Source organism: Clostridium muellerianum (assembly GCF_012926525.1).
Lineage (GTDB): Bacteria > Bacillota > Clostridia > Clostridiales > Clostridiaceae > Clostridium_AM > Clostridium_AM muellerianum.
Genome location: NZ_JABBNI010000015.1, coordinates 33,833 through 46,367, shown reverse-complemented (window position 1 = coordinate 46,367; position 12,535 = coordinate 33,833). Strand labels below are relative to the sequence as shown.

At 31.3% G+C, this 12,535-nt stretch carries 11 protein-coding genes; 8 read left to right on the top strand and 3 right to left on the bottom strand.

The genetic code is table 11. The features are described 5' to 3' along the window. Positions 1-124: 124 nt before the first annotated feature. The 5 genes from HBE96_RS09295 to HBE96_RS09275 are packed head-to-tail and all read left to right on the top strand — an operon-like array spanning position 125 to position 4,165. The gene (locus HBE96_RS09295) at positions 125-1,084 is read left to right on the top strand and encodes an ABC transporter permease (protein ID WP_169297497.1); all 960 of its coding nucleotides are present in this window, start codon (positions 125-127) and stop codon (positions 1,082-1,084) included. Positions 1,085-1,096: 12 nt separating this feature from the next. After that, complete coding sequence (opp4C, locus tag HBE96_RS09290; RefSeq protein WP_169297496.1) at positions 1,097-2,008, top strand: oligopeptide ABC transporter permease; 912 nt, start codon at positions 1,097-1,099, stop codon at positions 2,006-2,008. A gap of 12 nt (positions 2,009-2,020) precedes the next feature. After that, positions 2,021-3,001, top strand: a complete 981-nt coding sequence (locus HBE96_RS09285) for an oligopeptide/dipeptide ABC transporter ATP-binding protein (protein ID WP_169297495.1) — start codon at positions 2,021-2,023, stop codon at positions 2,999-3,001. Further along, on the top strand, positions 2,998-3,963 hold the full coding sequence (locus HBE96_RS09280; RefSeq protein ID WP_169297494.1) for an ABC transporter ATP-binding protein: 966 nt from the start codon (positions 2,998-3,000) through the stop codon (positions 3,961-3,963). The genes HBE96_RS09285 and HBE96_RS09280 overlap by 4 nt, the downstream gene beginning before the upstream one ends. A gap of 25 nt (positions 3,964-3,988) precedes the next feature. Further along, positions 3,989-4,165 carry a hypothetical protein gene (locus HBE96_RS09275; protein ID WP_169297493.1) on the top strand — a complete coding sequence of 59 codons (177 nt, stop codon included), beginning with the start codon at positions 3,989-3,991 and terminating at the stop codon, positions 4,163-4,165. 255 nt (positions 4,166-4,420) lie between these two features. Here the strand turns inward: HBE96_RS09275 and HBE96_RS09270 are convergent, their stop codons facing one another. Beyond that, positions 4,421-4,921: a gamma carbonic anhydrase family protein gene (locus HBE96_RS09270; protein ID WP_169297492.1), complete on the bottom strand. Its 501-nt coding sequence runs from the start codon at positions 4,919-4,921 to the stop codon at positions 4,421-4,423. A gap of 122 nt (positions 4,922-5,043) precedes the next feature. After that, positions 5,044-5,235 carry a hypothetical protein gene (locus tag HBE96_RS09265; RefSeq protein ID WP_169297491.1) on the bottom strand — a complete coding sequence of 64 codons (192 nt, stop codon included), beginning with the start codon at positions 5,233-5,235 and terminating at the stop codon, positions 5,044-5,046. Positions 5,236-5,478: 243 nt separating this feature from the next. Here HBE96_RS09265 and HBE96_RS09260 point away from each other — a divergent pair, with 243 nt between their 5' ends. Both HBE96_RS09260 and HBE96_RS09255 read left to right on the top strand, forming a co-directional pair. After that, positions 5,479-8,517 carry a vitamin B12-dependent ribonucleotide reductase gene (locus HBE96_RS09260; protein ID WP_169297490.1) on the top strand — a complete coding sequence of 1,013 codons (3,039 nt, stop codon included), beginning with the start codon at positions 5,479-5,481 and terminating at the stop codon, positions 8,515-8,517. 953 nt (positions 8,518-9,470) lie between these two features. Beyond that, the gene (locus HBE96_RS09255) at positions 9,471-9,833 is read left to right on the top strand and encodes a reverse transcriptase N-terminal domain-containing protein (RefSeq protein ID WP_169297535.1); all 363 of its coding nucleotides are present in this window, start codon (positions 9,471-9,473) and stop codon (positions 9,831-9,833) included. A gap of 381 nt (positions 9,834-10,214) precedes the next feature. Here the strand turns inward: HBE96_RS09255 and HBE96_RS09245 are convergent, their stop codons facing one another. Next, on the bottom strand, positions 10,215-10,916 hold the full coding sequence (locus tag HBE96_RS09245) for a hypothetical protein (protein ID WP_169297489.1): 702 nt from the start codon (positions 10,914-10,916) through the stop codon (positions 10,215-10,217). A gap of 180 nt (positions 10,917-11,096) precedes the next feature. On the opposite strand from HBE96_RS09245, the gene HBE96_RS09240 reads away from it, so the two are divergent. After that, positions 11,097-11,966, top strand: coding sequence for a hypothetical protein (locus HBE96_RS09240; protein WP_169297488.1), 870 nt, complete (start codon positions 11,097-11,099; stop codon positions 11,964-11,966). The last annotated feature ends 569 nt before the right edge of the window (positions 11,967-12,535 follow it).

The window sequence follows — 12,535 nt, the reverse complement described above, 5'->3', positions numbered from 1 at the left end:
TGCTCATGAAATACTTGAGCATGACTGAAAAACTTTTAAATTTAGGACAACCTACTTTTTGGTCTAAGTTTATCTATTATTATAAGTAATTATTTGTTTAAAACATAAAATAAGGAGGAATAAAATGAGACAATATATAATTAGAAGATTACTGCAAATGATACCAGTGCTTATAGGTGTATCTTTGCTTATATTTTTTATACTTACATTAGCTCCTGGTGATGCAATAACTTCACTTAATCCACATGCTACCGCTGAGCAAAGAACAGAGCTTAGACATAAACTACATTTAGATAAACCTAAAATTGTACAATACGGTTATTGGGTAAAGGGAATAGTTCATGGTGACTTAGGTGAATCTTATTTTTATAAACAGCCTGTATCAAAAGTAATAGGTGATTTTATATGGAATTCTTTTTACCTAGGATTAATTTCTTCAATAACTACTATTTTAATTGCTATTCCGATAGGAGTTATATCTGCAACAAAACAATATTCCTTTTTCGATTCCTTTTTTACCATATTTGCCCTTATAGGTATATCCATACCAACATTTTTCTTTGGTTTACTATTAATTAAATGGTTTGCAGTAGATTTAAGCATATTCCCAGTGTCCGGAATGTCTGCTCCGGGAAGTACTGCTACTGGACTATCTAAACTTTGTGATTGTATGTACCATATGTTTTTACCTTTTGTTGTATTAACCCTTGCAAGCGTAGCAGGCATAATGAGATACATGCGATCCAGCATGTTAGAAGTTATAAGACAAGATTATATTAGAACTGCTAGAGCAAAGGGACTAAGAGAAAAGGTTGTAATATACAAACATGCCTTAAAAAATGCTCTAATTCCTGTAATAACTCTTCTTGGATTTTGGTTACCTGGACTTTTTTCTGGTGCTATAGTTACAGAACAAATATTCAGTTGGCCTGGAATCGGACCTGTTCAGGTTATAGCTACAAATGCTAGAGATTATCCACTACTTATGGCTATCGCGATGTTGCTTGCAATTTTAACTCTACTTGGAAACTTAATTGCAGATGTAGCATACGCAGTAGTTGATCCAAGAATTAGATTAAAATAGGAGGAGGTTATTATGGAAGCAAAACTTAATACAAACAAAATTAAAGAAGAAAAAATATTAAGTCCCACTAGAATTGTTTGGAATAGATTGAAGAAAAATAAATTAGCAATTGTTGGCCTGGGTATATTAGTATTTATGCTATTATTTGCTATAGTAGGTCCTTATATATCCCCTTACAAAATGGATACTTTAGATTTAGTCAATATATCTGCTGCGCCTTCAATACATCATTGGCTTGGTACAGACGAAGTTGGAAGAGATAGTTTTGCAAGGTTAATGTATGCAGGCAGAATCTCTCTTGCTGTTGGTTTTTTCGCTGTAATAGTTGAAATCGTTTTAGGAAGTATTCTAGGCGCAATAGCTGGATTTTACGGTGGATTAATAGATTCAATAATAATGAGAATAGTTGATATATTTTTATGTATTCCTTTCTTACCTATATTAATGGCTCTTGGAGCACTTATGTCAGATTTAAAGGTAAGACCTGAAAATAAAATGTTTGTAGTTATGTTTATTATAGGTGCTTTAAGTTGGCCAGGACTTTGCCGTTTAGTTAGAGCTCAAATTCTTTCCTTAAGGGAACAAGAATTCATGCAGGCAGCAGAAGCACTAGGATTAAAAGATTCAAGAAAAATACTTAGACATTTACTTCCAAATACCCTTGCTTCTATTATAGTTACAGCCACCTTAGGAATTGGAGGTGCTATTCTTACAGAATCCACTCTAAGCTTTTTAGGACTTGGAGTAACACCACCTACACCATCCTGGGGAACTCTAATTCAATCAGTTCAAAATATGTATGTACTTCAATATCAGCCATGGAACTGGATTCCACCTGGAGTGTGTATACTTTTAACAGTTGTAGCAATAAATCTTTTGGGTGACGGATTAAGAGACGCCATAGATCCAAAATTAAAGAAGTAGGAGGTGTTCAAAGTGACAAAAGACTTATTAGAAGTTAAAAACCTAAAAACTTATTTTAATACTGAAGACGGGTTAGTAAAAGCTGTAGATGATGTTAGTTTTAAAATAAAAGAAGGAGAAACCTTAGCTGTAGTTGGCGAATCCGGATGTGGAAAAAGTATTACAGCTATGTCAATTATGCGATTAATTCCTAACCCACCTGGAAAAATCATAGGTGGAGAAATTTATTTTGATGGGAAAGATGTAATAAAGTTACCCGATGAAGAAATGATGAAAATAAGAGGTAATCAAATATCCGTAATATTTCAAGAACCAATGACCTCCTTAAATCCTGTTTTTACTGTAGGTGAACAAATAAGCGAGGCTATAATACTTCATAGAAATGTGGACGAGAAAGAAGCTAGAAAACAAAGTATTGAATCCCTTAAATTAGTAGGAATACCAAGAGCGGACGAAATAGTGGATTCCTATCCTCATGAATTAAGTGGTGGAATGAGACAAAGAGCTATGATAGCCATGGCAGTTTCCTGTAATCCTAAATTACTTATAGCTGATGAACCTACCACTGCATTAGATGTTACCATTCAAGCACAAATACTTGATCTTATGAGAGAACTTAAAAAAAAGTTAAAAACATCTATAATGCTTATTACCCATGATCTTGGAGTTGTAGCTGAAATGGCTGATTATATAGTAGTTATGTATGCTGGAAAAATTGTAGAAGAAACCTCAGTATTAGAACTATATAAAAATCCACTGCATCCATATACTATTGGACTTCTTAACTCAAAACCTGCTATATATAAAGAATCTGATAGATTGTATTCTATACCTGGGCAAGTGCCAAATCCTCTAAATATGCCAACAGGATGTTATTTTAATCCAAGATGCAGTAAATGTACTGATAAATGTGTACAATCTCAACCTGCTCTTGTAGAAGTAGAACCTGGACATAAAATTGCTTGTTGGAATTATAAGGAGGTAACTAAATGAAAGATTGCATATTAAAAGTTGAACACCTAAAAAAATACTTTCCAATAACAGGTGGAGTTTTTCAAAAAGTGGTTGGGCAAGTTAAAGCAGTCGATGATGTATCCTTTGAAGTTAAACAGGGTGAAACCTTAGGTCTTGTTGGAGAGTCTGGTTGTGGAAAATCAACAACAGGAAGAACTTTATTAAGGCTACTAGAAAAAACTGCTGGCCAAGTAACTTTTGATGGCAAAGACATCTATAAGTTAAATAAAAATGAAATAAGAAAACTGCGAACCGATATGCAAATAATATTTCAAGATCCTTACAGCTCCTTAAATCCTAGAATGACTGTAGGAGAAATTGTAGGAGAATCTCTTTTAGACCATAAACTTTGTTCTAAATCCGACCTAAAAGATAAAGTATCAGAAACTTTGAAAATATGCGGATTAGCACCATATCATATAAAAAGATATCCTCATGAGTTTTCTGGAGGACAAAGACAAAGGATAGGAATTGCAAGGTCTCTTATTCTTAATCCTAAGTTTATTGTGGCAGATGAACCAGTATCAGCACTTGACGTATCAATACAGGCACAAATAATAAACCTTCTTACTGATTTGCAAGAAAAAAGAGGCTTTTCCTATTTATTTATATCTCATGATTTAAGTGTTGTTCAACATATAAGCCATAGAATAGGTGTCATGTATCTTGGTTCCCTGGTAGAACTTGCAGAAAAAAATGAGCTTTTCAAAAATCCTCTTCATCCATATACAAAAGCTTTATTATCTGCAGCACCAGTGCCAGATCCTACATTTAAAAGAAATAGAATTATACTTAAAGGTGATATACCTAGTCCAGCTAATCCTCCTTCAGGATGTAAATTTCATACAAGGTGTCCATATGCTAAAGAACAATGTAGTACTGAGGTACCTCAGTATAAAGATGTAGGTGGCGGCCATTTTGTAAGTTGTCATCTGACATAAAACACACAAAAGGAGTTGCATCTTTATGAAAAATAATAAAAATAGTGATGAAAACCAATTGTACCAAAAACCTAAATTGGAATTTAAAGATATAGCTGCAATAACTATCGCTATGTTTGAAGTTTTAGTGCCTATTTTTGCAATAGCCTTTACTATATTTGGATTTATTATCCTATTCATTACTAAAGTTTGGCTTAACTAGAAATACTATGACACAATACTTTTAAGAGGACAGAGGACAATTGACAGAGGACAGTGAAGGATGATTTTTCTCCGCTGAGCTACGAAAAATCTTAAATTAAATTTTTGATACCTCGTTTCGCTAAAGCGAAAGATTGTTGGTTTGTATAAATTTAAAGATTCTTTTGCGTTAGCAAAAAATCAACCTTCACTGTCCTCTGTCCTCTGTCAGTTGTCCTCTCAAAAAAAGCGTAGGCCTTTTAAAGCCTACACTCCACTATTTATAATCTCTTGATTCTTCTATATAACTATGTGCTGAATTTATGATATATTCTCTTTCTTTTTCTGTAAGCTCTCGTACAACCCTAGCAGGTGATCCCATACACAAAACTCCAGAAGGTATCTTTTTTCCTTCAGTTACTAAACTTCCTGCACCTATAATAGTTCCAGTGCCTATTTCTGCATCATTCATAATAGTTGATCCCATACCAATTAAACAATAGTCATTAATTTTGCATCCATGTATAACAGCATTGTGACCAACAGTTACATATTCCCCTACTTCTACAGAACTATCATGTCCAACATGCACAGTACAATTATCCTGAATATTACTGCCTTTACCTATGTATATAGAATTGCAATCTCCTCTAAGTACAGCCCCAAACCAAATACTAACATCCTTTTCTAAAGTAACTTTTCCTATAATATCCGCACTGTGCGCCATAAAAGCATTTTCATCTATTTTAGGATTTATATTTTTATATTTAATTATCATAAGTTTATCACCTCTCTTATAATATATAAATTTATCATTGGTATTTTAATATATATAAATATTTTGCTGCTACTCTTAAAGGTTTACTATATTATTTATTACATTTTAAATTTATTTATACTCTACTCCAATTTATCTACTACATCAGTGAGATTTTTAGCTGTTTCCTGAATATGAGCCATACTTACTGTATATTCTTGTATTATAGCAGATATTTCTTCTGCAGCCTCTGCTGCTTCTTCTGAAATAGCACTTATACTTTGAATAGAGTTTATAACTTCTTGCTTACTATTGTCAACTTTGTTAATATTCAAAATTAAACTTTTTAAATGATGAAATGTATAATTTACTAATTCTTATATAAAATTAGATACTCTATTAAAATTAATTACTGCATTATTAGTTCTTTAAAAATAACAAATATTTAATAATATTTATTGTTGAATTTAACACTGTTATCCATTATAATAAACATGTTACTACATATAGTATTATATTTTGGATACTATACTACATATAGTATAACATAGTTTTATATTACAAGGAGGATATTTATTTTGAAATCCATAAAAGATTTATTTAAAAGATATTACACAAAGGAACTAACAAGCAATACAGATAAAACTGTATACGACTTATTTAAGTGGAAAAAAACAGATGTTTTTTTTAAAGACCATAAAAGTAGTAAAGTATTAGTTGACATGAAGGATGTTGAATTTCCTGAGCAATATTCCCAGACTGCTTGTGATATTATAGCCTCTAAATATTTTAGAAAAGCAGGTGTTCCAAGCGAAAGTGGCTGTGAAAATAGTATGAAAGCTGTAGCTCATAGGATGGTTAACTTTTGGTGTGAAGCTTTAAAAAACGAAGGCATTATAAAAACTGAAGAAGAGGCTTCTATATTTTATGATGAAAGTGTTTACGCTTTGTTAAATCAAATGTATGCACCTAATTCCCCTCAATGGTTTAACACAGGACTTGCTCATTCTTATGATATAAAAGGAAGTAACCAAGGTCTTTACTATTTTGATGAGAATAAAGAGAAGGTGATTAAGTCTCCTGACAATTATACTAGAACTCAAGCATCAGCTTGTTTCATATTGTCTATAGAAGATCAACTTTTAGGTCCACACTCTATATCTGAGCAATATGTTACAGAGACAAAACTTTTTAAGGGAGGTTCTGGAACAGGCACTAACTTTTCTTCTATAAGAGCAAAAGACGAAAAACTTTCTGGTGGTGGTTTTTCATCTGGATTAATGAGCTTTTTAAAAGGCTTAGATAGGAATGCTGGTGCTATAAAATCCGGTGGCACAACAAGAAGAGCTGCTAAGATGGTATGTTTAGATGTAGATCATCCTGAAATTATGGATTTCATAACCTGGAAAGCTAAAGAAGAAAATAAAGTAAGAGCTCTTGGAAAAATGGGATATGACATGGATATTGATGGAGAAGCTTATGAAACGGTTTCTGGCCAAAACAGCAATAATTCTGTTAGATTTTCAGATTATTTTATGAACAAGGTTGATAATTTAAATAATAAACCTGAAGAAACTATAAAACTAGAAGGTAGAGTTGATTCTAAACTAGATAAAATTATTAATGTATCTGACATTTGGGAGGCTTTTAATTCTTCAGCCTGGCAGTGTGCTGATCCTGCTCCTCAATTTAGTGATACTTTTAATGCCTGGCATACTTGCCCTGCTGGAGAGGATGGTATTTTAAATGCTCCTTATAATAAAATTAATTCCACAAACCCTTGTGGTGAATATGCCTTTTTAGATGATTCATCCTGTAATCTAGCTTCTATAAACATATATAGATTTTATAATAACATTGAACACAAATTTGATATAGATGGATATCTTCATGTAATTGGCTTAGTTCAATTAATTCTTGAGGCTTCTATACATTGGGGCCAATATCCTACAGAGGATATTGCAAGAAAAAGCTATTTATTTAGACCTACAGGACTTGGTGTATCCAATATAGCATCGCTTTTTATGGTAATTGGCTATCCATATGATTCTGATGAAGCTAGAAATCTAGCAGCTTCATTAATAGGAATTCTTACAGGTTATTCATATTATATATCTTCTTTAATGGCTAAAGAAGTTGGTACTTTTAAAAAATTTGAAATAAATAAACCTTATATGATGAAAGTTATAAGAAATCATGCAAGAACTGCAGGCGTTAATCCTGATACTGTTCTTAAAGATAATTCAACTAAATATGGCAATAATTTTGAAGGCTTAAATTATACCCCACTAAAAGTAAACCATGATACTTTAAACAAAGAAAATTTTAAATATATAAGCTTATGTCTTAAAGACTGTTTTTCTAAAGCTTTAATTTATGGTGAAAATTATGGATATAGGAATGCCCAAGTTTCTGTAATAGCCCCTACTGGTACTATATCTTTTGCTATGGACTGTAGTGCTACATCAATTGAACCATTCTTCAGTCATATAGTATATAAAAAACTTTCAGGTGGTGGATTTTTAACCATGATAAATCCTGTTATAACCACAGCTTTAAAAAACCTTGGATATTCAAGTGATGAAATAGAAGACATTTTAGCTTATGTACTTGAAAAAGAAACAGTAACAGAAAACGGCTTTACATATGAAAAAGTTCTAGATGGTAAAATTGAAGGTGCTCCTCATTTGAAAGAAGAACATTTACCTATTTTTGATACTTCTAACCGATGCGGCAGTGGCGAAAGATATATATCACCTATGGGTCATGTACTTATGGTAGCTTCTATCACTCCCCTTATATCTGGAGCAGTATCTAAAACTGTAAATTTACCTAAAACTGCTTCTATAGAAGATTTTAAAAATATAGTACTATCTTCCTGGAAGCTTGGTGTAAAAGGTATAGCGCTTTATAGAGATTCATCTAAAGCTGCACAACCTTTAAATACCAGCCTTGCAGATAATACAGATTCCAAGCTTGAAAATTTAACTTATAAGCAGCTTCTACAAAAAGCTAAAGATTTGCAAAAGGGAATAAAACCTTCAAAACGTGATAAACCTGTAGGTATAAGATGTGGTACAACTCACCCTGCACAAATTGACGATGTTAAAATATATACCACTGTTAATAGACGTGAAAATGGTGAAATATCAGAAATATATATAACTACAGACAGAGAAGGAACTATAATAATGGGACTTTTAAATTCTCTATCTAAAGCTGTTTCTGTAATGCTTCAATACCATGTACCTCCTCAGGATATCGCAAGAATGCTAAGAGGTCAAAAATATGAACCTTATGGTTTTGTACAAAAACATCCTTATATAAAACATGTATCTTCAATATCTGACTTAATAAGTAAAGTTATTGATATTGAACTAGGAGATTTTTCAAGATGCCAGGTTAAACCTGAAAACTATGATGAAAATACTTTAAATACAAATAATAAAAGCACTATATCTTCACCAAACATTTTGGAAAACAAATTTAAATTAAAAAAGGTTGACGGCGAAAGGCTTTATGGCGTTACCTGCCCAAATTGTGCCAGCACAAGGATGGTTAGGAATGGAACCTGCATGGTTTGTTTAGATTGTGGATCTACTACAGGCTGCAGCTAAAAATATAAGTGTCCTTTAGTACACTAGTCCAAGTACAACTTTGACCTTCACTAGTACAACTTTGAGGGTTAGCAGTACAACTTTGAGCTTTACCAGCCAATGAATATTTATTCATTAATATTCAAATAAAAATAAGCTTTAGATACTTTGAATGAGTACCTAAAGCTTATTTTTTCTGCTAAAATAAATTTTGTTGTAGACAAGAATTTTAAAATTAAACACTTATTCAAAAAAAGAAAAGAAATAATATTATTCTCTTACTGTAGGATATAATTACTTTTCTAAACATTTAGTTCATAGTTGTAAAATATGGCGGTGCGACAAGAAGTCGCTATTTAGTAGTGTTTCGATAGAAACTACGTTAGTTGCTAAACGTATCCCCGCTTGGAACTGCATTCCAAGTAATTGGTTTGTAGGTTGCATGAGAGTTAGCTACCTAATGTATTGCCTTACGCAGAAGCAACACAGGGTTAGGGGAAAAGTGGAAAGTATAAATGAAAGTTAAACCTTTGTAATCTTCGTAATTTACGATAAGCGTACTGCGGTGTAACAAGCTTAATATGGATAGGAAAGATTGAATCGCATTCCAATCATGCAGCAACCCATATATCCATCGGAGTATAAGAAGGATGCTTCCCCACTTGAATCTGCTAATAGTGGAACTTGGTAAGCCCTTTGAGTTCCTCGATAGAGGTAGGATAATCGAAAGAAAGTTACAATACCAGAGGGTAAAGGAATGTGGAGAAAGCAAATGCCAGTGAAACGAAAGTTTAAGGAAAGAAATAACCTATTGGATAGAGTTTAATAACTCACTCGAAAGAGGGCAGACTTCCACATGGTCATTAACACGAAAGAAAACGTAAAGAGGAATCTTAAAGGAGAGACAAGTTTTGAAAACTATTAATAAATTTGATACGTCGGCTGTTTCTCCACATATACAAAGCTGAAAAGCAATAGACTGGAAGAAAATATACGGATATGTGAAGAAACTTCGCCAACGGATTTTTCGTGCTGAACAGTTGGGACAGAAAAGAAAAGTAAAAAAGCTCCAAAGATTAATGATTAGAAGTAATGCTAATTTACTACTCTCAATAAAGAGAGTTACGCAGATTAATAAAGGTAAACAAACCCCTTGTGTTGACGGTCAAATTATTCTAAGTTCAAGTGATAGGTTGAAACTATATAACCTTCTAAAAGAATATGATATAAAGAATATCAGACCTAATCCAGCTAAAAGAGCATATATTCCAAAGAAAAATGGGAAAATGAGACCTTTAGGAATACCAATTATTAAGGATAGAATATTTCAGTTATAATAATTTGGCTCTCTGATAATAGTGCTTCATTTCATGCTACATCGTTTATAAAACTTTTAGTAGAAAAGATAATAAGCCTTGATGAATATTGAGGCGAAGATAGTATTGCTCCACAATGGAAACAGGATAAAAGAATTGGAAAACCAATAAAAGAATCAGATGTAATCTACATTAAATTTATTTAACAATTTTCTTATAGTGTGATTCAAATCCTACATTTTTCATTTTTAAAATATATTTTATAGTAATTAAAACACTGATATATTCAAAGAATTTTTTGAATATATCAGTGTTTTAGTAATATATGTCTTAGCGTAGGTTTTGTCGGAAATGTTGGCTATACTCCTTTAAGCTCTTTTAATTTATCCTCTAAATAACTTATTATTTTATAACTTTAACTCTATCTGGCGTACATATAGTGCCTTCTGGAATATTAAGATGACCAGTACTATCCAACTTAAATTCTTTACCATCAATTTCAAACTTAGAATTTTCATTATATCCAAAGTCAGAAAAATTATTACGATTATATGCGTCTCGAAGACCATTAATATCATCCTGAGTATATAGCCAACCATTTGGTTCAAATAATACTTTTTCAGAATTGGTACCAAGCTGAATGAATTTTCCAGTTTCGGCACCTAAACTTTCAAGTCTGGCTTTTACTTCTTGACAGTTAGGAAAAAAAATTCTCAGTAAATTTAGTTTTTCATCTAAGGGATAATTACCACCTATAATATTAACTAATTTAGTTGATTGAGCCATATCATTGAATTCACCTTCTGAAAATACTTCAGAAACATCTGTATTTGGGTACTTATCATAAAAAAGTAAGTTTACATTGTTATTTCCTCTTACTGATATTTCTGCATAACCATGCATTAAGGTTTTAATTTTATAATTTACTCCACTTTTCAAGTTTAAAACATTATTATTGAACTTGAGTTCACTAAGATTAGCAGAACTATATTTATTAGCAATTGAATTAATCTTGTTAGTACTTGTTTTATTATTCAATATATTAGATTTTAAAATATTAAAGTTATTTTTGTAATTCATGTATGAAGATATCTTGCTGTACAAATGAAACTCCCCCCAACAAATTTAGTATATATATATTTATCGACTATCTGTAAATACAATTTATAATAAAAGCAAGAAAATCCAAAATAATACATATACTACTAATATTTTGCTCAACTTAATTTTTATAGATTTTATGTTATAATTTAGTATAATATTAATTTTTATGGGGGGAAATTCATGAAAAATTTAAAGAAAAAAATCCTGACAATTTTATTTACATTAAGTATTACTTTAATTACCACTCCTGGTGTGGCATTTGCTCATGTTGTTGATTCGACTTCAACTACAACTGTAAATAACACTATAAATTCCGCATATCAACTTACAGAAAATACAGTTCAAGATTCATTATCATCTACTCCTAAGATTTTATGGAATTGTTATTTAAGTAATTCTAATGATACTGACTGGTATCAAGTATTTCTTTCTGCTGGTACTAAAACATTAACAATTAACTCTGCAAATAACAATATAACTGCTGATGTTATTTCACAAGATGGTTCTACTATCATCTCCAAAAGTATACATGATCCTTCAACTAAACAGCAAAAAAAATTTGAAGTAAGTACTTCGGGAACTTATTATATAAAGATATTTTCTACTGAAAGTTTTAGTACAAGAAGTGACTACAGTATATTTATAGGGGCGCCATGGTACTTAAATGGTTCATATACTCAATCACTTAATACTAATCTTACTGTTACTCCATATAATAAAGTATCACGTACTGTAAATTTTGACTTAAGCAATAATACTTCAATTCCCAATAGTGCAGTAGTTAGAAAAATAACTGTTTCAGGAACAGAAACTAATAAATATTATGTAGATAATAAAGTACGTTCAATCAGACCATATTCACAATATTCATGGATAGATATTCCTGGGGTGTCATTATTCTATACAAATGTATTAAATCCTTCATCGTCAATATCACTAAAGCAAAATTGGTCATTTAAACATTCAGCATCTGGATTTTCTAGTGGATATACTTCATATTCTTTAAATCCAACAATTACATTTAACTATATGTATGAGGCTGATAACTAAAATATTATGATATGTTTTGGACATATCTAGAAGTGAGCTGCATGATAGATGTTATTTCTATTATGTGGCTTTTCATTACTCTATTGATATTTATATATGCTGAATTTTTAATTAAGTCTATAAAGGTTATTAATATATTTTACATACATCTATAAATATTGTTTAACCTTTAAATTCATTATTTTAAGCTTTGAATAATCTATCTTTTAAAACGACTAATTCACTGCAATGGTTTTAGTTACATTAAATTTAATAAAAATAGAAATTGAAAGCAAGAAAAAACGCTATGGAGAGTCTGGCCACAATCCAAAGCGTTCTAAAAATCCTTAATATTGCCATGTATAGAAAAGAGGTACTACTAAAAGACGAGTTATATAAGTTAAGACAGTGTTCAATGGATTACATACTTATAAAAAACAGTAGTTTGCAAGATATAATTACACTACATTTATAAATGTTGATAATATGTCTATTAATGAAGTCAGAGCATTTGCAATTGAATGGTTAGAAAAATTGTAAGTTACGTTGAAGTTGCTTCGGAATCTTCTTATTATGTAACTATATCCACT